The sequence below is a fragment of the Acidobacteriota bacterium genome, from assembly GCA_038040445.1.
GTDB lineage: Bacteria > Acidobacteriota > Blastocatellia > UBA7656 > UBA7656 > Onstottus_A > Onstottus_A frigus.
On the sequence record JBBPIG010000001.1, the window covers coordinates 186,929 to 209,589 of the forward strand.

18 protein-coding genes are annotated in these 22,661 nt (G+C 56.6%); 6 read left to right on the plus strand and 12 right to left on the minus strand.

The genetic code is table 11. The features are described from left to right. The first annotated feature begins 202 nt into the window (after positions 1–202). The gene (locus tag AABO57_00820; GenBank protein MEK6284264.1) at positions 203–1,120 is read left to right on the plus strand and encodes a VWA domain-containing protein; all 918 of its coding nucleotides are present in this window, start codon (positions 203–205) and stop codon (positions 1,118–1,120) included. Between the two features lie 326 nt (positions 1,121–1,446). Here the strand turns inward: AABO57_00820 and AABO57_00825 are convergent, their stop codons facing one another. The 3 genes from AABO57_00825 to AABO57_00835 all read right to left on the minus strand — a co-directional run bounded on the left by AABO57_00825 (position 1,447) and on the right by AABO57_00835 (position 5,835). After that, positions 1,447–3,090 carry an FtsW/RodA/SpoVE family cell cycle protein gene (locus AABO57_00825; protein MEK6284265.1) on the minus strand — a complete coding sequence of 548 codons (1,644 nt, stop codon included), beginning with the start codon at positions 3,088–3,090 and terminating at the stop codon, positions 1,447–1,449. Positions 3,091–3,170: 80 nt separating this feature from the next. Next, positions 3,171–4,952 carry a penicillin-binding transpeptidase domain-containing protein gene (locus AABO57_00830; GenBank protein ID MEK6284266.1) on the minus strand — a complete coding sequence of 594 codons (1,782 nt, stop codon included), beginning with the start codon at positions 4,950–4,952 and terminating at the stop codon, positions 3,171–3,173. A 103-nt stretch (positions 4,953–5,055) separates the two neighbouring features. Next, positions 5,056–5,835, minus strand: a complete 780-nt coding sequence (locus AABO57_00835; GenBank protein ID MEK6284267.1) for an FhaA domain-containing protein — start codon at positions 5,833–5,835, stop codon at positions 5,056–5,058. A gap of 86 nt (positions 5,836–5,921) precedes the next feature. Here AABO57_00835 and AABO57_00840 point away from each other — a divergent pair, with 86 nt between their 5' ends. The 3 genes from AABO57_00840 to fabG are packed head-to-tail and all read left to right on the plus strand — an operon-like array spanning position 5,922 to position 8,616. After that, entirely contained in the window at positions 5,922–6,707 is a 786-nt protein-coding gene (locus AABO57_00840; protein ID MEK6284268.1) for a hypothetical protein, read from the plus strand. 7 nt (positions 6,708–6,714) lie between these two features. Next, entirely contained in the window at positions 6,715–7,833 is a 1,119-nt protein-coding gene (gene menC, locus AABO57_00845; GenBank protein ID MEK6284269.1) for an o-succinylbenzoate synthase, read from the plus strand. A gap of 36 nt (positions 7,834–7,869) precedes the next feature. Beyond that, entirely contained in the window at positions 7,870–8,616 is a 747-nt protein-coding gene (fabG, locus tag AABO57_00850) for a 3-oxoacyl-[acyl-carrier-protein] reductase (GenBank protein MEK6284270.1), read from the plus strand. A 93-nt stretch (positions 8,617–8,709) separates the two neighbouring features. Here fabG and AABO57_00855 read toward each other — a convergent pair whose 3' ends face one another. From AABO57_00855 to AABO57_00865, 3 genes are all read right to left on the minus strand, one after another. Next, positions 8,710–10,269, minus strand: a complete 1,560-nt coding sequence (locus AABO57_00855) for a trypsin-like peptidase domain-containing protein (protein ID MEK6284271.1) — start codon at positions 10,267–10,269, stop codon at positions 8,710–8,712. A gap of 341 nt (positions 10,270–10,610) precedes the next feature. Then, positions 10,611–12,002: a sigma-54 dependent transcriptional regulator gene (locus tag AABO57_00860; protein MEK6284272.1), complete on the minus strand. Its 1,392-nt coding sequence runs from the start codon at positions 12,000–12,002 to the stop codon at positions 10,611–10,613. After that, the gene (locus AABO57_00865) at positions 11,999–14,665 is read right to left on the minus strand and encodes an ATP-binding protein (GenBank protein MEK6284273.1); all 2,667 of its coding nucleotides are present in this window, start codon (positions 14,663–14,665) and stop codon (positions 11,999–12,001) included. Before AABO57_00865 ends, AABO57_00860 begins: the two co-directional genes overlap by 4 nt. A gap of 256 nt (positions 14,666–14,921) precedes the next feature. On the opposite strand from AABO57_00865, the gene AABO57_00870 reads away from it, so the two are divergent. Both AABO57_00870 and AABO57_00875 read left to right on the plus strand, forming a co-directional pair. Continuing rightward, the gene (locus tag AABO57_00870; GenBank protein ID MEK6284274.1) at positions 14,922–15,476 is read left to right on the plus strand and encodes a hypothetical protein; all 555 of its coding nucleotides are present in this window, start codon (positions 14,922–14,924) and stop codon (positions 15,474–15,476) included. An 843-nt stretch (positions 15,477–16,319) separates the two neighbouring features. Beyond that, the gene (locus tag AABO57_00875; protein ID MEK6284275.1) at positions 16,320–16,946 is read left to right on the plus strand and encodes a hypothetical protein; all 627 of its coding nucleotides are present in this window, start codon (positions 16,320–16,322) and stop codon (positions 16,944–16,946) included. 15 nt (positions 16,947–16,961) lie between these two features. On the opposite strand, the gene ybgF is transcribed toward AABO57_00875, so the two are convergent. The 6 genes from ybgF to AABO57_00905 all read right to left on the minus strand — a co-directional run bounded on the left by ybgF (position 16,962) and on the right by AABO57_00905 (position 22,644). Next, positions 16,962–17,747, minus strand: coding sequence for a tol-pal system protein YbgF (gene ybgF / locus AABO57_00880; protein MEK6284276.1), 786 nt, complete (start codon positions 17,745–17,747; stop codon positions 16,962–16,964). A 127-nt stretch (positions 17,748–17,874) separates the two neighbouring features. Then, positions 17,875–18,855, minus strand: coding sequence for an OmpA family protein (locus AABO57_00885; GenBank protein MEK6284277.1), 981 nt, complete (start codon positions 18,853–18,855; stop codon positions 17,875–17,877). A gap of 86 nt (positions 18,856–18,941) precedes the next feature. Then, complete coding sequence (locus tag AABO57_00890) at positions 18,942–20,249, minus strand: translocation protein TolB (protein MEK6284278.1); 1,308 nt, start codon at positions 20,247–20,249, stop codon at positions 18,942–18,944. A gap of 131 nt (positions 20,250–20,380) precedes the next feature. Beyond that, on the minus strand, positions 20,381–21,247 hold the full coding sequence (locus tag AABO57_00895) for a TonB C-terminal domain-containing protein (protein MEK6284279.1): 867 nt from the start codon (positions 21,245–21,247) through the stop codon (positions 20,381–20,383). Between the two features lie 123 nt (positions 21,248–21,370). Next, entirely contained in the window at positions 21,371–21,805 is a 435-nt protein-coding gene (locus tag AABO57_00900; protein ID MEK6284280.1) for a biopolymer transporter ExbD, read from the minus strand. Positions 21,806–21,924: 119 nt separating this feature from the next. Continuing rightward, positions 21,925–22,644, minus strand: coding sequence for a MotA/TolQ/ExbB proton channel family protein (locus tag AABO57_00905; GenBank protein ID MEK6284281.1), 720 nt, complete (start codon positions 22,642–22,644; stop codon positions 21,925–21,927). Between the last annotated feature and the right edge of the window lie 17 nt (positions 22,645–22,661).

Below are 22,661 nucleotides of genomic sequence, written 5' to 3' on the forward strand. Positions count from 1 at the left end.
GGACGACGTGTTCTAACGAGAATGAAGAATAGCAATGCGTTGATATGGTGACAAGCTAGCCGGGTACATCGTCACGCCGAAAGTTTTGTCGCGCTTGTTGCGAGCCGCGCGCGCTTCTGGAATAATCACAATGGTCGCCGGGTGCAACTCAATCGTGGCAAAAAGACTTACCCAAGCTGGTTCAAAAGCTCGACAGTCAACGATGCAGCCAAGATCACGCGGTACGCTGATAGGTTCTCTGGTTATTCTGACACTGGCCTCCGTTGTCGTGGTTGGCTCTGCGCAGTCAGGGAAGGGAACCGCCGCCGGGCGGCGTAGCGTCACTCTCAACGTGATTGCCCACGCGCCGGACGGCAAGCAGGTAACACGCGAAGACTTCGATCTTTATGATGGTGGGGCTCCCCAGGAGATCGAAAGCTTCAGCCGCTTGGATAGCGGTTCACGACTCGTATTACTTGTGGACAGCAGCTCCAACCTCAAGGCCGAAGCAGCCGCGTTGCAGAAAGCGATGGAGGCCATCATCAATGAGCTGTATCAGGACGATCAGATGATGGTAGTGGGCTACAGCGAGACTGCCGAGATCATCGAGGATATGACCGCCGAGCTAGCCAAGCTGCAAGCCACGCCGGCGAAACTCATCCGTAAGGGAGTTCCCAGTCTGTTCGACGCACTTGTCGCCGTAGCCGATGCGCTTGCGGGTCAGGCCAGCACCGGCGTTGAGAAACGAGCGATCATACTGATAAGCGACGGCTATGATAGTGAAAGCAAAACCAAGTTCGATGACACGTTGCGGGTGCTTCAAGACGGGAACATCGTGCTCTACACTATCCAGGTTCCCGACCGCACACGAGGCGCGCTTCTTCGCGACAAGCCAAAGCCGCCGGCTGCGATCGAGCAGTTGACCGTCGGCACAGGCGGCGCTGTCTATCCGTTTGCGAAAGCCGCCGAGGCCGCAAAGACCATCTCAGATGATCTGAGAAAGAACTGGTACAGGCTGGTATACACGCCATCGGGAATCAACACTCTCAACCTACGCCGAATACTCTTGATGTCTCATAACCAGAGCATCGAGCTTCGCACTAAAGGTTCTCACCCTCCGAGGTACCATAGGCCCTACTAGTCCGCTTTGAAGGTCCTTGTCGTACGTTGAGCGTACGCCGTTCCGTTGGTCTTTTCTGGGTCCGAAAGAAAAAGGCACCGAATAAATCCGGTGCCTCTTGGCCCCTCAGGTTGTATCTTGCGAGCATCGTTGGTGGGTGATGCTCATAAGTATGGCTTCGAGTTGAGCAATGAGTGTGCCGAAAATGAACGGCTCTTCAGGATTTTTACTTAAGTGCTCAAAACACTGCTATAAGTATGCAGGATGGGTTATTGAGACTCCTATTGACGTCCTAGCCTTCTTGAGACACAAATGCTCCGTAGTGTGGAAAGCTGGCGCAATAACCATCATTTGACCGCAATGAACTGAGGCTGCGGCTCGATCACAGGATGGGCGGTTGCGTTTCTGTGCGAAAAGGCTAGAAGAATGCCGAGCATGGCAAAGGACGTGATCAAAGACCAACCACCGTGGCTTACGAAAGGAAGCGTGATGCCGGTCATCGGAAGCAGCCGGAGCACGCCGCCCATGTTGACAATCGCTTGAAAGCCTATAAACGCTGTGAGCCCGGCAGCCAGTAACTTGGTGAACATATCGGAAGCCGTTATGCTGATAGCCGCACCTGCAAACACGAACGCGCTCAGTCCGATCAGTATAGCCAGCCCGCCGGCCAGCCCAGTCTCCTCCGCGAGGGCAGCGTAGATGAAATCCGAATCCGAAATTGGAATCGTCTCTGGGAACCCGAGGCCTAAGCCTTGACCCAGCGTGCCTCCTGAGTTTATGCCGAAGAGTCCCTGCGATTGCTGGAGCACCTTGTCAGCCCACGCCTCGTTGTTTCTTTGCCTGGTCTCCTGTGGATCGTTGACATCAAGCATGAGCTTCTTTGCTTGAAGGTATCTCTGGAAGTCCGGCTTCCACCACCAGGTGTCAGGCGGTGGCGCTTCCCAGGTGTGCTGCCATTGGTAGAAGCGAAAATAGACCCTGCCGGGAACGCCGAATCCGGTCGTGGCTCTCGTCGCGCCAAAGAACATCGCGAACAGAACAGCCACAAGTGCTACGGCATAAACCAACTGAGCTTTTCTCCGAACCGCAACAACGTAGAGCATCAGGTACACGCCAAAGAAAACGAGCATCTGGCCGAAGTCAGACAGGGCGAAGAAGGGAAGCACGGGCATTGCGGCGATGACGATGAATGGGAGAAAGTAGCGCGCGGGTGGCAGACCCCAGCGTGTGCGCCTCAGATGCCTATACGTATCTGCGAGCATTCCGGCGAAGCTCAGAAGAAAAAGTATCTTCACACCCTCCCAGGGTGTCGTCTGCCCGAGAAACTTTCCATCCTCGCTGATCAGCACGACAATCCCAAACGGGACGAGGGTTGCAAGCCCGAGTATCAGGGCGTGTCGCTGAAACCAGAGCAAGAACTTGTCGCTCTTAAAAAGCCGAAAGCCCGCCGCCATCGCAAGCAGAGCAGCGATTGGAATGTACGTATTGACCGAAGTGAGAACGTCCTTCAGCGAATACTCATACACGGGAAGCCTCTCACCGCCGGCTATCTTCGGAACCGCTGCAGGCGAGCCGAACATGAAGTTCTTCTTCTCGTCGTCGTAGCCAGTCTCTACGTTGAGAAGGCGTACGGTTTGAGCCTTTGCCTCGCGAGCCTTTGCACGCGCGGCGCCACGCGCTCCATATTCCGGGTCGGAGAAGAGGCGGAATTGCATCAACTGTCCAACCGCGAAGAGAAAGATGGCTGCGGTCAGCACTATCATCTCGCCGCGGAACTTCTGCTCGCGCATCAGCCAGAAAAAGACCGCGAGCACCGGGATAAACAACGCGAGATCGCGCGCCGCTACGATCTTGCTCGGTTCGTAGCCGCGAATTTCGGCGGACCAAATCACGGCAACGTATCCCACCAGCGCCACGCCGAAAATGACGATAAACATCAGCAGGTGCAGTGAGGGCCTCATTCGCGCGGTCCGTGCCTTAGTACTTGCCATTCGTCCCTTACTCTTCGCTGAATCAGTGGCGCAAACTGCGGGTCGCGCCTGCTAATCACGCAAGTCAGGTTGCCCGTCGGTTAGCGGCGAGCAACTGATCTGGAGTTCACGCCTCCAGCCCACTTCAGATAGTCCAGTGAAGCTGCCTTGGCGACTATCCTCGCCGCTATGGGCGCCGCAGCCTTGGCGCCCTGGCCTCCGTCCTCGACAAGCACGGCAAATGCGATCCGAGGATCGTCGAAGGGCGCGAACCCGACAAACCACGAGTCGGTAGAACCGGTTCTTTTGTAGTGTGTGCGCCCCTCTTCATCAACCTGATCGATGATAGGATTACCCTGTCGATCATAGGCGTAAACATCGCGGTCTGCGGTGCCCGTCTTGCCTGCCACCGCGATTCGTCCTGCCAGCGATGCGAAAGCGCCTGCAGCAGTTCCGCTTTCAACTACCGAGCGCATCATCGCTCGAAGCCGCGTCGCAGACTGAGCGGATATGAACGGGCCAATCACTTTTCGCGTCGCGCCGAGCTCGAACGTTGGCGCGACCAATGAACCATCCGGGCTAGCCGCAGCCGCGGCTATCAAAGCCATCGACATCACGGTCAAGTCGTCGTAGCCTTGCCCGAAACTCTGAAGCGCGACGTCGAATCTGCTTACTTTGCTCGATAGGTTCATTCGAGGGGTGGGCGGCGCAAAGACGTAATCGAATTGGTCTTTCTCGCCGTGCGTCACCTGCCAGAGATCGAACGCGCGCGCCGTTTTGTCTTCGGGCGACGTAGCAAACCTCAGCCTCTTCGCGTAGTTTGCCAATCGCTCTGCGCCGATCTTCAATCCCAACTGCGCGAAGTATTGATTACACGAAACGCGAAACGCGTCGTGAATCCCGATCACGCCGTGCACCTCGCCGCCGTAATCCCTGATCGCGCGATTTGAGCCTTCGGGAGTGAAGCCGCCGGCGCGACACGTGAATCTTTCGCCTGTAATCCCCAAGTCGATTGCCGCGGCCGCGACGAAAGTTTTGAAGGTTGACCCCGGCCGATAGTAGAACGCCGCACCGCCGGTCACCAGAGTGCCCAGCGCGCGATTGACCAGGGGGCTCAACGGCTGGGTAGTGAAGTCTTCGGCTTGCTCGCTCAGCAGCCGCCACCTGCTCTCATCGATAATCGTTGACGGTTCGAAACTGGGTGTCGAGGCCATCGCCAGCACCTCGTTATTCGCCAAGAGCAGCACAACGGCGGCGGCAGGCTTCCCGCTGGCTTGGAGAAGGCTGAACACTTCGCGTTGAAGCCTCGAGTCAACCGAGACCTTCAGGTCTTTGCCGACCGGGTTGGGCGATTTGAGCTGGTTGTACGTGCTGATCGGTTCGGTGAGCCAATCTCGGAAAGCGGCTTCCATGCCTCCCGCGCCGAAGATGAAGTCCGAATAACCGGTAATATGAAGGGCTGCGGCGCCCAGTGGGTATTCCCGCTTGATTACGCCGGCATCGGCCCTGTATCTGATAAGCGCGTTCTCAAGCTTGCCGGTACGGTCCAGCACCCAGCCCTTTAACCCGCTTTCGGCCAATCTGAGGTTGCGCGCGTCGAACCGCTTGGCCTTGTTGAAATGCGAGTCCCTGCTCGAATCGGCCCAGAACACCCAGTAGCTGTGAAAGCCTAGAACGGTGAGAACCAATACCAGAAAGGAAACTCTTAGCCCGCGGAGCCAGCGGTTGGTTTCAGCCGGCCCAAAGTCTTTCGCCTCGATTTGAGATTCGGTGCGGATCGGAACCGGCGGATTTCGATGACGCCAAGCCGCCCATGCCAGGATGAGCACTATCAGAATTCCGAGCAGTACAAATATGAAAGTGAGGATGACGGGCGCCCACATTAGAGCTAGCTCCTATACTCACACCGTGGACATCGATATTCGACCGGGATGTTGAGCCCGGAAACGTCAGCGAGCGTTGGGGCCTCGCTCCAGTGTCTCGCCCTTAAGTGATTTCCGACACGGTTAGCCTGAAGTCGCCCACTCCAACAACGTCGCCAGCCTGGAGCAGGCGCGTCTCGTCTCGGCCGAGAAGATGCTCATTCACATAAGTGCCGTTGGCACTGCCCACATCGGCTATTAGCGCGGCTCCGCTGCTTTTAAGAGTTAGCGAACAGTGCAGCCGCGAAACGCTCGGGTCGTCCAGTCGCACAGCGTTCCCAGCGGCGCGGCCTATATAAGCTTGAGCGCCATCCGGCTTCAACTCGACTCGATAAGCCAGTCCGTTGGTGCTGTTGAAACAAACGTGCTTCGATTGTTCCGATTGGGGGACCGGACTGGTTTGCGACGAACCAACTGCCTGATCGTTGACGCCGTCGAAACTCGCTTTCACCGCCGTTGTTTTTGTGAACAGGTCTCGACTCGCATTTACCTCAACGGGCCCGCGCGTGGCGTACCGCCGGTTGTTGATGTACTCGAAGACCGTGGCCGTCAATTCCTTACCCACCGCTTCAATATACTGCTCGCTGAGCGCGGAAGTTTCCTCGTAGGTGAAAAGCACCTTGAACCGATTGGGCGCGACTTTTCGAACGCCGTGTTCGTCTTCTTTGAGACCGGAATCGACGACGTGCTCGATGCGTGAGGCGAGATCGCTGATGACCTGCGGGCTGAGCGTCTGCTCTTTTCCTGAGGCGAGTTTGCTGTCGACCCTGGACCCAAGCCGCTCCAGGACCCGTCGAGCGAGGTTCTCGGCTTTGTCAAGCACGGTGTCATTCGCGTCTGCCATTCTTCAAAAGAGTATACGCTCGATCAAACGAGAGCAGCCAGCTCAGTGCTTGAATGTGTTAGGCTCGCTAACTATACTGCTCGGCTATGGCTGAGGCCGAGGTCGCTATCAGAGAGTGTTCTTCAATCGAAGACTTCCAGCAATGCATCGAGCTCGAGCGAGAGGTCTGGAAAGATCACGACCTCGGGATAATGCCGATCAGGCTTTACATGATTTCCAGGGCTTGCAACGCACCAACCATCGGCGCGTTCGAATCGTCAGGCCGGCTGGTGGGCTTCGTCCATACGATGATCGCGTTGATGGGTAAGCATGTGGTGTATCACTCGCATCTGGCCGCGGTTCGGGAAGACTTGCGGCACAAGGACATCGGCTACAGGATGAAACTCGCGCAACGTCAGCACGCGATGAAGGCCGGCGTCCCTCTGATAATCTGGACCTTTGATCCGCTTCAGTCACGCAACGCGCACCTGAACGTCAACAAGCTCGGCGCAATCATTCGCCGTTACGAGGTCAACTACTACAGTGAAGGGCTATCAACCGTTTTCGATTCACAAGTGCCGAGCGATCGCGTATTCGCAGAATGGTGGGTATCGTCGCCTCACGTCGAGTCGGTGCTTGCGGGTAATCGCCCAACCGTTGAAGGTGAGCCTGAATCTGTTCTAATTCCCGAGAACATAAACAACGTGCGCGACCAGTCTGTTGAAAAGCACCTCAACTGGCGGCTGCGCGTTCGTGAGGATTTTCAACGCAAACTCGCGGGCGGTCTTATCGTGCGCGGCTTCGAGCGGGAGAGGGGTACCAGCCGGTACCTGCTGGGGCTCGATGAGCCGCAGTTTCAGTTTCGAAGCGCGCAGCGAAATCCATTGAGATGATCAGATTATGAGACTAGCAATTGAACGAATCGAACTGCGGGAAATCGAATTGCCTTTGAAGTCGCCGTTCGAAACCAGCTTCGGACGCACGACGCGCAGACGGATCATGATCGTGCGCGCTTTCGACAAGTCCGGGGCTTACGGTTACGGCGAGTGTACTGCCCCCGAAGACCCCTTCTATAACCACGAGACTATCGACACAGCATGGACCATCGTACGCGATTTTGTTGGCCCGATTCTCGCGGCTGCACGAATCGAACGCGCCGACGAAGTAAACGGCGCGCTGGCGCGAATACGCGGCAACCGCATGGCCAAGGGTGGAGTGGAAGCCGCAGTCTGGGACCTCGAAGCCAGGCTTTGCTCGATGCCACTCTGGGAGCGCATCGGTGGAACGTTCGCAGAGATCGCCTGTGGCGTTTCGATCGGCTTGCAAGCGAGCATTGAAGCACTGGTCGAAAAAGTTGCGCGCGAAGTTGAAGCGGGTTATCAGCGCATCAAGATCAAGATCAAACCACAACAAGACGTTGCACTGGTGGAAGCCGTTCGATCCAAGTTCCCTGACATTAGACTCTCCGTGGACGCCAACTCTGCCTACTCGCTTGCGGACATCAAGGTGATGAAGAGATTGGATGAGTTCAACTTGATTATGATCGAGCAGCCGCTGACAGCGGGGGATCTGGTCGATCATGCCAAGCTGCAGCGCGAGATCAACACGCCGATCTGTTTGGATGAATCCATCCTCACGGTAGCCGACGCCCGTCACGCTCATGAGCTCGGCTCGTGCAAGATCGTAAACGTCAAACTAGGCCGCGTGGGCGGCCACGCCGAAGCCTGGGCGATTCAGAAGTTCTGCTCCGACCGCGGGACGCCGGTATGGTGCGGGGGCATGCTTGAATCAGGCGTCGGCCGCGCGCACAACATAGCGATGTCGACGCTCGAAGGCTTTACTTTGCCTGGCGATGTTTCGGCATCGGCGCGCTATTGGGAAGAAGACATTATCGAGCCTCCGGTCACCGTGAGCCCCCGAGGCACGATTGCCGCGCCTGCCGGCCCGGGCATCGGATACGAGGTAAACGAGAGCCGGGTCGAAGCGCTTTGTAAAAGGCGTGAACAAGTGCGTCTTTAGTAAATCACAGGCGGATGGAGATACTCAGGGAAGCCCATGTCAGAATTTGAGGGAAGAGCGGCAATAGTGACCGGCGGGTCGCGAGGCATTGGACGAGCAATAGTGAAGGAGCTTGCCTCGCGAGGCGCAAACGTGGCTTTCAGCTTTACCAGGAATCGCGAGATGGCTGATCAGCTTGTCGCCGAGCTTCAGAACGCCGGGAGCCGGGCGCAGGCGTTTCAGGCTGATGTAACCGATCTGGGTGCAGCGGAGGGAATGGTAAAGGCGGTGAAGAGCGAGTTCGGATCAGTCGACTATCTCGTCAATAACGCCGGCATCACTCGTGACAAATTGATAATGATGATGACGACAGAAGACTGGGACGCGGTCCTCGATACAAACCTGAAGGGCGTTTTCAACATTACGAAACACGCGGTATCGGTTATGGTCCGCCAGCGACGCGGTTCGATTCTAAATATCGCATCCATCAGCGGGATCGTCGGAATGGCGGGACAGACTAACTATTCGGCATCGAAGGCCGGGCTGATCGGTTTCACCAAGGCGCTCGCCAAGGAAGTTGGCCGGCGTAACATAACAGTGAACGCTCTTGCGCTGGGCTTGATCGAAACTGATATGAGCGCGGCGTTACCCGCAGACTACAAGCAAAAGATGCTCGATCAGATTCCGCTGGGACGTTACGGGACCGTGGAAGAGGTCGCCCGAGTTGCCGCCTTTCTTCTGTCGGACGACGCGCGATACATAACCGGGCAGGTGATCCAGGCCGATGGCGGTCTCGCGATGTGAACTGCGAGAGTCGGCGATTGATGCGACCCCGAAAAAATGAAGGCGGGTGACAAACCCTTCTTCAACTGCTTTGACCCGCTCGATGACCGGGCGCTACTCCAGCGTAACCTTCAAGAAGGCGGTCCGGCCTTTTCGCTCTACTTCGATGAGGTACTCACCAGGAGGGATCGACCGCACGGCATTCACCAGATCTTCAACCGTCTTGATCTCGGTTTGATCGAAGTTGTGAATCACGTCGCCGTGCTGCACGCCCGCGTCAGCGCCGGGGCTGTTAGGCTGAACCGCGACAACCAGCGCGCCGGCCGGCGTCTTTAGCTTTGGCTTTATCTGGTCGACAAGCTCCGGCGTAACGGTTCGCGCTTGAATGCCGAGGCGGCTTTGCTGAACTGCGTCCGGGTCTCCATCTCCTCCCTGGCCTCTTGGTATGGCGCGAGCGTTCGGGTCCGATGGCCGCTCGACAAGCTCAACGGTGACTGACTGGGGTTGGCCCTTTCGTATGAAGTCCACTCGCGCCTGCTGACCGACTGATGTAGATGCAACTGCGTCGGTCAGCTCTTGCCCGGCCTTCACCGGCTTGCCGTTGAAAGCCGTTATCACGTCCTTGGGCTGTAGTCCCGCTTTGCCGGCCGGGCTGTTGGGATCCGGAACATCACTGACGAAAACACCGGTGTTTGGTTCCAAGCCAACGGCGCGCGCATGTGCCTGGTCAAGGTCGCTCACCAGCACGCCCAGATAGCCGCGGCTGACCCTGCCGTTCTTCACCAGACTGGGAAAAACTTTTCGCGCGCCGTTCGACGCGATAGCGAATCCAATTCCGATATTGCCCTGACTGAAGGGTCCCCCGGTCAGGATCATGGTGTTGATTCCGATCACTTCGCCTTTCATATTAACCAGCGGACCGCCGGAGTTACCGGGATTGATCGAAGCGTCGGTCTGAATGAACCGGCTGAACATCTGGTTGTTGCGTCCATCGCGTAGCTCGCGCCCGGTGGCGCTGACTATGCCGGCGGTCAACGTTTGCTGAAGCCCAAACGGACTGCCCAGAGCAAGCACCCAATCGCCTTGCTCGACCTCGTCCGAATCGCGAGCAAGCATTGCGACCGGCAAACCCGTGGCATCGATCTTGATGACGGCGAGGTCGGTGGGCGCATCTTTTCCGATCACTGTCGCCTTGAACTTGCGACCATCAGCGAGAGTGACGTTGATCTTGCTGGCGTTGCCCACGACGTGATTGTTCGTGAGAATGTAGCCGTCCTCGGTCACTATGAAACCGGAGCCTGCCCCTTCACGCCGCTGTCCCCTGGGCTCTGAGAACCCAAACGGATCGGTCTGGGTCGGATCGGCCTCGGAGCGTTCGACTACGTCGACATACACGACGGCGGGCTTCACGGCTTTGGCCACCTCGCGAAACGAGTTTGAAAGCTCGGTGGGCGATGGCGCGCTGGTAGACGCGACCGCGCGTGGCTCAGGCAGCACGGGCACGTTTTTTGACGAGCGATGATATGCGCCTTGGATGATGGCTACGGTGACCACCAGCGCAGCGACCAGGAAAGAGATAGCTATCCATGCGCCGCGAGCACCCCGCCGTTGCTTCCGTGGATCCTGGGGGTTCTGTTGCCCGATGGACCCGCTATCATTGCCAGTGTCGTTCATTATCTTCATCCTCACGGTCGAGAGATTAACAAGCCAAGCTTAGCTAAGGTGTGTACATCTGCGCAACTGAGTGGTCAAACGCGTAGTGTCCTGATTCGAATGTCGTCTCTGCGTGACCTTTGCGTCCTCTGCGTCTCTGCGGTTAACCGAACGCCGAAATCACGCACCGCAGAGTCGCGGAGCACGCAGAGAGGGCGCAGAGAAACTTCAAGCGGTCAGCAGTCTCTCTTGGAAGGTTGAGGATATCGATGAGCTGTTAAGCATCTCCCCCGGTCGTTAACTCTATGCGGAGCGCTCAAACCGGACGCCCGCTTCAACTCGATCAACGTTCGAGACTGATATCAGAACGCTTGCTCGTGGATCCTCCTCGATCGCGTGAGGCCATACTCCTTGAGCTGCCGGTATAGCGTGCTCGGCGAGATACCGAGAATCTCCGATGCTTTGCCCTGATGCCAGCCCGTCTGTTCGAGCACCGAAAGTATCTGCTTGCGACGCAGCTCGTCGAGGCTGCCGGCCTTGGACTCGTCGCCGTCGGCCGCTTCCATGCTCATCATGCGGTGCGTTCGCAGCTCGAGCGGCAAATCGTCGGCTCCGATCTCATCCCCGGTTGAGAGTATCACCGCGCGCTCGATCACGTTTCTCAACTCGCGCACGTTGCCGGGCCATGCGTAGTTCATCAGCACTTGCATCGCGTCGTCGCTCAGGCGCACGCGGTCGCCGCCGCTAACCAACCCGAGGAAGTGGTCGGCAAGCGCCGGAATGTCTTCGGGCCTTTCGCGCAGAGCAGGCAGCTTGATGGTGAAGTTGTTTATGCGGAAGAGAAGGTCGCTTCTGAACTTTCCTTCGACTACGTCTTGATTCAGGTCGCGGTTGGTTGCCGCGATGAATCGCACATCGACTTCGACTTTCTTTGTGCCGCCTACTCGATAAAATGATTGCGTCTCGAGCACGCGGAGCAGCTTTGACTGAAGCGTCAAACTCATCTCGCCAATCTCATCGAGAAACAGGGTCCCGCCGTGAGCGAGTTCCAGCAGCCCGAGCTTCCGTTTTCGCGCGCCGGTGAATGCGCCGGGCTCGTAGCCGAACAGCTCGGATTCAAGCAGCGTCTCCTGGATCGCCGCGCAACTTATGTCGATGAACGGACCCCCGTTCCTTGGCGAGAAGCAGTGAACCGTGTTGGCAACCAGTTCCTTTCCAGTGCCTGAATCACCGGTCACCAGCACGGTCGCGTTCGAAGCCGCGATCTTGCGAACTAGCGCCATCACGTCGTTCATCTTCTGACTGCGCACCACGATGTCCGGCGCCTTCTCTTTGTAGGTGAGCCGCGACTGCAGAATCATGTTTTCAACCCTGAGCTGTCGCTTCTCATAGGCCTTGCTGATTATCGCCTCCAGCTCGCGGATATGGCATGGCTTTGTGAGATAGTCGTAGGCGCCGAGCTTCATTGCCTGGAGCGCCGTCTCCACCGTCGCGTGCCCGGTCATCATTAACACCTCGGGTGGCTGCTCTTGTTGACGCAGCTCGCGCAGAACTTCGAGCCCGCTGCGTCCCGGCATCATTATGTCCAGCAGCGCAACGTCGAACTCAGCTTCGCGCGACGCCTTGATCGCAGCCTCCGCATCGTGCACCAGTGTGACCTCATGGCCGAGCCTTGACATCTCTTTTTCAAGAACCAGACCGAGATTCTTTTCGTCCTCGGCTATCAACAGTCTTATGTTTGAGTTTGAACTCACAGCACTCCCTCCATTTCAAGTATGGCTCCGAATGATTGCTCGCGCGCGTGCGCGCTCATTTCATGATGCGGTGGCATCAACAAACGGAACGTCGTTCCCACGCCTTCAGTTGAATCGACCTCGATTCTTCCGCCGTGTTCGGAGACAATCCCGTAACAGACCGACAGGCCCAGTCCGGTCCCCCGGCCCAGCGGTTTGGTTGTAAAGAAAGGGTCAAATATTCTCGGCAAATGCTGAGCCGGGATTCCGCAGCCGGTGTCGCTGAGCTCAACGCAGATCAGGCGTTCTGTCTCTGAATCGCTCCAATGCGTTCGAATCGTCATGCTGCCATCAGCCTCCAGCGCGTCAAACGCATTCGACATCAGCGCAATTAAGATTTGCTTCATCTGGCCTTCGTTCACGTAAACCGGCGGAAGCGAGTTATCGAGCTCCCTGATTATCCGCATCTTCCCAAGCTTGGGGTGATGCCTGATGAGCTGAAGCGTTTGCTCGATGATTTGATTGATATCGCCCGCAAGCTTTTCTGCCTGACGCTGGTGAGAGAATTCGAGCAGGCTGTTGGTAATCGTCTTGCATCTGAATGCTTCATCGCGAATGATCTGCAGATACTCGCCGAAGTCCAGGTGCAGAGTGGCATCCTCAACATCTTCGACGCGCGCAGTCAGCGCCTCCGAGCAAGCTGCGATCGTTGCCAGCGGATTGTTGATCTCGTGTACCACGCCGGCGGCGAGCCTGCCAATCGAAGCGAGTTTCTCAGCGTGGATGACCGCCTCGTTCATTTTCTTCTGCTCGGTTATGTCTTCGCCGACGGTGATGACGTGGGTGACCTCGGCGTTATCGACCCGCATAGGGATCTTGCTGATCTTCCACGTTTTCTTCTGACCGTCGAACCATGACTCCTGCTCCATGTGAACCATTTCGCCGCTTCGGAACACATCGACGAACTCATTTTCGAGCTTGCGGCGCGGTTGGCGGACCAGCACTTGAAACACATTGCGGCCGAGCACCTGTTCGCGATTGATGCCGAGCCCTCCGACTTCGCGATTGCGGTTCCACGCCACTATGCGCATATCGCGATCGACGACGTAGAGCGAGACAGGAAGGGAATCGATGATCTTTTCAGTGAATCGCTTTTGTTCTTCCGCCTCGCGCGTTCGCTGCGAGACCTCGACCGCAAGGTTGATCGAGGTGTCCTTGGTCCGCCGGTATAGTTCCGTGTTTCTGATAGCCAGGCTCAGTTGCTGCGCGACGGCGCCCAGCAGTTTTTGATCGTCGGCGCTGATCGGGTGCGCCGCGTAGCTCCCGCAGATGAGAATTCCCAGCATTCGATCATCGAACATGAGAGGAACGACGGTTTCAAGCAGTATGCCCGGATCGCGAAGGAAGCGTTCGGCGGTTCTTATTTGAATGGACGGCTGCACGCGCCAGTCGGCCGAGCTTAGATAGCTGACGACACGCTCCCTGCTAAACCAGTCATCGCCGGCGGGTTGATCCTGGTGCGAGCGCGAGCAAATCGCCGACGCGAGATCGTTCGAGTCGGTTGAGCTTCTAACCACAACGGCGCACGCGTCGCATTCCAGGCTCTTGCCGACGGTGAACACGGCATAGCTCAATAGCTCGTCCATCTCGAGCGAGGTCATCAAGTTGTGGCCGAGGTTGTAGACAAAGGAAAGCTGCGCGGCGCTCTTCTTGGTTTCCAAATAGAGCCGCGCGTTCTCCAGCGCGACAGTCAGTTGATTGCAGACAGTGGAAAGCAGCTCCGTCTGATGGCTGGGAAACGGCGTTTCGTCGTTTGAAAGCAGGCATACGGCGCCCAATACTTTCCCCTTCAGCGTGAGTTGCGCGCACGCCAAACCGCGTACATCCTTCAAGATCTCACTTGCCCCTCCTCTGCGCGCCGAGTCGGGCAGTGGCACAAGCACCAGCGGTTTTCCATTTATCAGCGGGACGATTCGAGAGTACCACTCGAGCAGGCTCGTCTGAGCGCCCTCATCCATCGTCAGCCCTTGCACGGAGGCGATGCCAATCGGCCTCTCATCGGCTTCGCGCAGAAAGACCACGCCGGCGTTCGCGCGAACGTACTTGATCAGCGCGGCGAGTGTGCCTTGCAACAACACCTCGGGCTCCAGCGAGCTGGCCAGCACCGAGGAGACCGTGTGAAGCACGTTCAGTTGCTCGAATCTTTCAGCTCTTTCGCGCTCATAGCGCGAGGAGCGTAGATGCGCTTTGACTCGAGAAAGCAGCTCCGCTCTCTGATAAGGTCTGATGATGTAATCGGTCGCGCCCTGGTTCAGGCAAGCAACTTTATCTTGCGGGCGATGGCTCTTGGAGATGACCAGGATCGGCACATCGGCCGTTGAGGTATCAGCGCGAACATCCTCGCAAAAGGTCAATGCGTGATGAGCCCAGCGGAGCCGCCGCAGGCTCTCACCCGAGTCGTCATTGGAAGGAACTAAGGAAGAGCCGGTGAGGCGTGAAGCGGAAGATTCGATGATGATCAGCGAGACTTCGCGGGCGCGCATCTCGTCGCGAGCAGCTTCGGCGGAAGCGAGTGATACTGCATCATAGCCTGAGGCCTCCAGCAACCGCTGCATAGCTCGCGCTGACTTCGTTTCGTCCGCGAGTATGAGGATGCTGTCGGATAACCCGCTAGGGTTAGACATACGAGCGCCTGCATGAATTTTGGGGCTTTGAGGAAACTGGTCGAGGGGCAGAAGTCGGGGTCTTTAGGAGTGCGGCAAATCTAAGTCATTTTGACGGATGCGTCAATAGTATTGTCAGCCAAAACATTGGCCCGGCAGGCGCGCACGCGGTTCGCGCGATAGTTTATTTGACTTAGTTGTCGTTTTGAGTACGATAGCCTAGCGACAATTTCAATTTGATGAATAAGAAGTAAGTCACAAACATCAGGAGGGCTCAATGAAAACACTTCTACTAATTTCCCTTTTGTTCCTTCCCGTGCCGTTTATTGTTGCGGCTCGAAGCGAGGCTCCGGTCGCAAGGCCGGCTTTGTCACGCCAGACCCCACCGGCCAAAGTTCTTGTTGACGGAGCGGTCAATCCGGAGCTGATCTCTGATTACCGAGCGTACTCGTTGTTCTTCCGATTCATTTCAAACCGTGTGGGTCGGGAGCGGAATGCCATTAGGGCTTACATCCGACAGATTTTCAGGGACGGATCTTGCCCAGACTCCTCCGAAGATTTGACCGAAGTAGAGAAACAGATCGACAACCTAATAGCCGCTGGAGAAGAGTTTTCTACCAGTGCGCAGCCGCTGGATGTGAGGATTAAGGAACTAGCCGAGCAACTGCTAAGCGATGGGCCGGACACCGAACAGGACCGAATTCGACGGGAAAAGGAATTGATTTGCGGCGCAGCTATCGCCTCCCTAACGAATCGGCTTGGTTTCGCCAGTGCGGCCAAAGTGCGATTACATATTGAGGGAATGAAGCGCAAGATGACGATTATGCATTAAGCCAAGTGGTATGCACCACCAAGATACTGTCCGGACAAAAGTAAACTTTAGGAGGTATTGTGATGACACTAGTTGCTCATACGGTGAACAGGTTTGGAGCGATGCTTCGCCTTTTGGTCGGAGCAACTCTCCTATTGCTGGTTTTTGTGACTTCCGGCTATGCCACGGGGTCGAGCTATTCGGATATGTGGGCAGAGCAGAATGGAGATGGTAGTGTGACTGTCTGGGGACTTGGAGTTTCGGATGACACTCCGATGCACGGTTACGAGCATCTTGTGGAGGTCGCTACGACACTGACAGGGCCCAACGGCAACTATGACGACGTGCTCTCTAGCTATGGTTACATCGATGCCCTTGTAGAGCTACCGGCCGTGGTGGGAGATTATCAGTTATCCAGTTTTCACTCGTTATGGTGTGGCGGATCCTTTTCGTCGTCTAAGTCGGGCGGGATCGCAATCACGATTCGGTCGTTGGAGCGCCAATACTTCCTTAGCTCGTCACTCGCTCATTATAAACCTTGCAACACAGGTGGCATATGTCGAAACGAGATTAATATAAGTACAAGCCAAAGCGGTGGGGCTGGGACGCTAACCCTGTATGTCTACGTGGACTATTTGTCCTTTTCGGCATTCGGTTTGAGAGTTTGCTTTGTATCCGATGTTGATCCCACAGAGGCAGTGACTTGTCCACCCGATCCGCTCCCTTGAGGTGCAAGGAATGGAATCCTTTAATCTATTGAAACTTACAATGCTATAGAAACAGGACCAACTAGCTCGCTTGAAATTTGTGCAGCGGCTCAGTTCGAATCTGATTGTTCTCAATGAACGCGAAAGGCGTTAGAATATGGGAGTTGCATCCGCGCTGTGTTACTTTTGCCTGCTTTTACATCCAATGGTTATAGAATTCACTTTTTCGAACGAAGACTTTCAGATCCGCCATGCACAGGTTGCCGTCTTCCGTATGGATGCGCTGACTGGTATTAAGACATTGGCGAAGAAAGCAAAAGAACAATTATATCGCAACGAGGAATCTATCAGGAATTATTTCGGCCCCGATGAGGGAGAGATATCCGGTGGTTTGTGGAGGTCTACACTCTCTTCACCTGGACTGTACCGTGCAGTGCTCGGACAGATCGCAATCGTAAGGACCAGCGACCGGAAGGAATTTACGGTCCCTGTCTATACTAAGGATTTCACGATCGCGGAAGGCGACGTAGAAGCAGGGCGTTACAAGATCGAGATAAGCGAACCATTGTTCAGGATTATTGTGCTGGATCAAAACGGGCAGCGCGTCGCTGACAGACTCGAGCTGGGCTTTGAACTGCACGCGACGGATGGGGGTACTGAGATGACATTTGAACTGGAGACGGATGGGAATGGGGAGATGACTTTCCTGGGTGACCCTTCAAAATATACGCCAGAGGTTCTGGATAAGCCGTGGCTACGTATCAAGACCGAGCGTCTCCCCTAGTTGGCTCGGTCTGTCTCACCTTTCGAGCTGTTGCCTGGCGAGCACTGCTTCAGTGCTTCGAGGATAGAGCTTGATTAGCGCTTGAAGCTCGGCGCGGCCTGCATCGACCTGGCCGAGATCGGTCAACGCCAGCGCTTTCTTGAATCGAGCGGCCGGGACCTTATCACCCTTCGGGAACAACAAAGACACCTTGTCGAATTCGGCGATTGCTTCATTCAACAGCTTCTTGCTGAAATAGCACTCACCTATCCAGTACTGCGCGTTGTCGGCCATCTCGCTCGTGGGATAAGTCTCGACGTACTGGCGGAACTCACTTATCGCGAGGTCGTAGTTACCTCGGCTGTAGTCGCCATAAGCAGCAGCAAACAGTTGATCCGGATTGCCGGGGGTGATCTGGGTGAAGGTAGGAAGCTTCGGCAGGTTCTCAACCAGCTTTTTGAGCTGGGCCAACTGCTCTGACACGCGATCGATGCGCTGATTGGTGGAGCTCAGTTGCTCGCTCAGCCCGCTGACCGATTGAATCGCGCTCGAGCTGCCTTCGCTGATGCGGCTTTGTGCCTGGCTGATTGCATTCACCTTATCGGCGATCTGAACGACCAGAGTATTTAGCTGCCCGCTGTTCTTATCCATCGCTTCTTGCATCGTGCGGACCTGGCGTTCGAGCACGATCACTTCGGCCTTCAACTCATCGAGCGCAAGCTTGAGTTGAGCCTCGCTTTTTTGATCCGCGAGTCCGCTTCTACCCATCGACGCCAGTAAGACGAGGCTAAGTGCGGCGGCGGTGATGAACTTCAACGACATAGTGCTCTCCTCTTGATTCCGTCCTGGGAGCGCAGGCATCCTTGCCTGCTTGGTGGTGGCGCGAGAAGAGGCAGGCAGGGATGCCTGCGCTCCCAGGGACGCCTGCGCTCCCGGTGACGACGACTGCCTACGGATTGCGTGGCGTTCCGCCGCTCACGTAGATGAAGTCATCGCGGCGATCGTGTCCCCACGAAGGCCGAGTCTCCGGCGATCCTTCGCTCGAGCCTGCCGCGCGCTCCTTGCCGTAGCTGACCGTTTGAATTCTCGATGCTTCGACTCCCAGCGAAGTCAAAAACTCCTTCGCTGTCTGCGCGCGCCGCTCGCCCAGGCCGATGTTGTATTCTTCGGTACCGCGCGGGTCGCAGTTTCCTTCAATGCGAAACACGATGGATCGGTTTGGACCCTGCGTCAGCCACTCTGCCGCGCGGCGCAATTTGTCCTTGGACTGCGGAAGTAAATCGGCTTTGTCCAAATCAAAATAGACCGCCTGAACCCATTGATTGAACAGCGCGGCGATCGTTGGGTTGGGGGCGGTGGTGTTGGTTCTCGGCCTATCCCCCGGGGGAGTTTCTTCGGTCACCGTCACGCGAGCGGAAGCGTTGTCGGTTCCACCAGGGCCTGTCGCGCTCGCATCGTAGGTCGTGGATTGCGAAGGACTGACAACGCGTGATCCAGAACTCGGTACGGTTCCGAGGTCGCTGATCGTTACTCGATCTGCGTTGTTGGAAGTCCATCGAAGCGTTGTGCTCTGTCCTCGCACAATGGCTTCCTGGTCTGCTGATATGCGAATGCTCGGTTTAGCAGGTCGCGCCGTAACGGCGACAACCTTGCTGTCTCGCGCTTCTTTGTTGCCGCGCTTCGCCACTGCCATGTAGGTTGTCGTGTTATTGGGCGTGAAGACTTGCACCCCGGTCTTTTCTACCGTTTGTCCGTTGAGTTGAACCTGTTTCGCATCCTTCGAGGTCCAGCTCACGCGGACGTCCTCGCCTTGCTGAAGGCGGTCGCGCGAGACCTGTAACTGAACTTTCGGCTTTGCGCATCCCACTACGCCAATCAGAACAGAAGTAGTAAAGATGATCGCAGCTATTCGCGAAAACTTTCTCTCCATCACAAGCTCCTTTTTGCGCGGCCAGTATCGAGTGTGAAACCTCAGGTTTTCGGCCGCGAGGTCTCGACTCTGGGCGCTAAGTGAAATCATTTTGCCCACGTCGGTGAACGGCCGCCGCCACGAGTGAGCTGGCGTTGGCCGGTGCCGTCGATGTGCGCTTGCCAAACTTCCCATCGGCCCGAACGGTTTGATTGAAACGAGACGTGCCGGCTATCGGGCGACCAGGTCGGGCTCTCGTTTCGCCCTTGAGATGTTAGCTGAATAAGCTGACCGGATGCTACGTCTGCCACGAAAACTTGAAAGCTGCCCGCCCCGCCGTAGGTGAAGGCGACATAGCGCCCATCAGGCGACCACGAAGGTGAATCAGCCTGGCCGCCTCTGGCGATGAGAGGCCGCTGATTCGCGCCGCTCGAGTCCATTACGTATACCTGAGGCGTGCCGGCGCGGTCAGATATGAAAGCTATCTCGCGCCCGGTTTGCGGATTCCATCGCGGCGAGATGTTGATCCCTTTAGCGGTTCGCGTCAATCTTCTCGAGTGCGAACCGTCAAGGTTTGAAACATATATCTCCATCGACCCATCGCCGCCGATCGCCGAGCTGAAAGCAAGCTGTCCGCTCGAAGAAATCGTCGGCGAAGTGGTGGTCGAATTGAAACTGGTGCCGCCGATGAGACCGCCTTCCGCCGAGCGCACTACAATATTGGGAACGCCGGTCTTGTAGCTAACATAAGCCAGATAACGCCCGTCGGGCGAGAACTGCGGAAACCGCACTATCGGGCCGTCACTGGCGAAGCCGCGCTGATTGAAGCCGTCGTAGTCCATCAACTTGATCGAGTCGCCCGCAACATAGGCGAGCTTCGAAGTTGCGATGCCGTCACGGCCGGTCAGCAACTTTACTACCTCATCCGCAAACTCATGCGCGATGCGTCGCGGGTCACCGGTGTGCCGCGAAGCAATAAGCTGTTGCTTCGTCTTTACGTCAAAAAGATATGTGTCGGCAGAGATCGCGCCGCCGGTGCTCTGGAGATTGCCAAACGCAACGTAGTCAGCCTTGACCGGGTCGGCGCTCCAGTCGTCAAACTTCAGCGAAGCCGGGTCTGGGACCAGCGTCTTAGGATAAAGGCTCTTGCCGACCAGGCCGGATACTGCCGCGAAATCAAGGTCGGCCCACAACACTTGATTGAATGTGCCGGTCGCCGCTTCCAGTCCGGCCGAACGCGCTATGAAATCGGCGACCGCGAGATTCGGACCATTCCCCGGCGTGACGATGATGGTGCCGATTTGTTTGCGCAGGTCTTCCTGTGGCTGAGGTTCTTGACGTGCAACGACTACGGATACGCCCGACGGTATTAAAGCAACGAACGTTGCGAGCGCTATTAGTGCTTTTGTCTTCATAGCTCAGACTCGAGAATGCCCGTCTCACCGCAGAGGCGCAGAGAACGCCGAGGTTACGCAGAGACTCTCAAACTTTTCTCTGCGCTGGCTCCGCGGTCTCTGCGTCTCGGCGGTGAACCCTTTCCACAATATCACTTCGGATACCGGAACCAAACTTCAGCGGTCGCTTCTTGCGCGCTAGGCAAGAACCCTGAGGGAAACGGCGGCAGCGGATCAGATGCGATCACCGCTCGCTCGGCCGCGTAGTTCACTTGCGCGTTTGCTGAGCGCTGCCTGATGTAAGAAGGCGCTACTCGGCCGCCGGAGAGGGAAAGTATCCGGCCGTCTCGTGAGATCTTAATCAGTATCACGACGTACTGGATTCCGCCCGAATCGATCGCCGGCGGCGTGTAGTTTCTACCGAGGATCGCCTGAATCCTGCGGCCATACTCAGATCCTCCGGGCAACCCGGTGCCGCCGCCAACCCCGCCGCCAGAGCCAATTCCAACGCCTCCGATCAGCGCCGCAGGTGTAGGGCTGCCGAAAGTGCGGCCAACCTGCGCAGTTGGATTCGTCGAGCGTCCGCGCTCTTCTTTGCCAGTAAAGATTTTTTCCTGTTGATTGACCACCGGCCGATCAGTCTTGAGCGACTTCGGGTCCGGAATAACTTTTTCGGTTGGGGGAAGCAGCGCTTCGGAATTCGCGTCCGGTGTGCGAACGGATTCGACCCGTGCGTTGTTGATCGGATCATTCGTGTCGCCAACATAAGAGACCGGCTGAGGCTTTGCGAACCCGAGTATGGCCGAACTGTCGGCTACCCCGACTTCGATTGAGCCGCCTCCGCCTTCGCCGCCTTCGCCCGGACCCGCGGCTACGATTTCAGAGGAAACGACTCGATTGAACGCCACGAACAACGCAGCGAAGATGATCAGGTGCAAGGCTACGGACAGGACAACGCCCAGGCGCGGCGACCTTTCGCCGACTTCAACTTCTTTCCTGAAAGTGACAAGCGATTCCATAGCTGCGTTCGTAAGATGCGTTCGTAGTACCGCCTTCAGGCGGAAGTTTGAAACATCAATAGGCGCGTAGCTCCGACCTGTTTACAAACTTCCGCATAAATGCGGGACTACGAGCCTCTCTCTTCACTTCTTCTTCAGCGTTGGCTCGGTCACCAGGCTCACGTCCGCCCCGGCCTGCTTGGCGACATCCAGCACGTACGCAATTATCCGATATGGAGTCTCGCCGTCACCACGCACATAAACTTTGCGCTCACCCGACTGGCCGAGCTTCTCTGAAAGCAACGCCGGAAGATCGTTCACGTTTACTTGTTTCGCTTCGGCTTGAGTGCTGAGGTAGACATTCCCCTCTTTATCGATACTGACGACAACGGCTTTGGGTTTCGGCTGCTCGGTGCGGGTCTCCTGGGTCTTTGGCAGATTGACCTCAATGCCGGTCTGAAGAATCGGCGCCGTCACCATGAAGATGACTAGGAGCACCAGCATAACGTCAACCAGCGGCGTCACGTTGATTTCGGAAAGGGAAGTTTGAGTGCGTCCTCGTTGATCTGTAAAAGCCATAGTCTTTAGATCTTCTTCTGAACTTGGGCGGTGATGCGTGATGCGTGATGCGTGACAAAAAGAGGTTCGGTCACGAATCACGCGTCACGCATCACGTTCCCGCATCACGCATCACTCTCCTACACATTCGCTTTGACGTAATGCCGCTCCACAAGGTTGATCAGCTCCAAAGAAAACCGGTCGATAATTGCTGTCAGCGCCTTGATCCTGTTCAGGAAATGGTTGTAGAAGATCGCGGCGGGCACGGCAGCGGCGATTCCAGCAGCGGTTGCAATCAGCGCCTCTGCGATTCCAGGCGCCACCGCCTGAATTGAAGAAGCCGACGCGGTGCTCAAACCATGAAACGCAATGATGATTCCGACGACCGTCCCAAACAGTCCGATGAACGGAGAAGCGTTTGCGGTAGTAGCCAGCCAGGTCAGCCGCCGCTCCATCTGTGAGACTTCGCCGATGGTTGCCGATTGGAGGACTCGACTGAGCGCGTCGATGCTCCGAACCTGGCCGCCGGCTTCAGCTAGCTGATTGTTTATTTCGTCGTAACCGGCCGTGAACACTCGCACGAGCGGACTACGGCCATCGGGATCTGTAGCTTGATGAAACTCGGACAGCTTGCCTCCGCGTTGGAATCGGGAGAGGAATGCTTTCGTTTCCTTCTCGGCGTCGCGAAGCCAGAGCCATTTCGTGATGATTATCGCCCACGAGTAAATCGAGAACACCAGCAACAGAATCAGGACTCCTTTGGCGATAGGGCTGGCGCGCAGCAAGAGCTCGAAGAAGGTGCTGGTCTGAGTTTGAGTGGACTGAATCAAAGAGAGTGCGAACCCAACAGGTATCGTCAATCCTCGTTCTCCTCGGT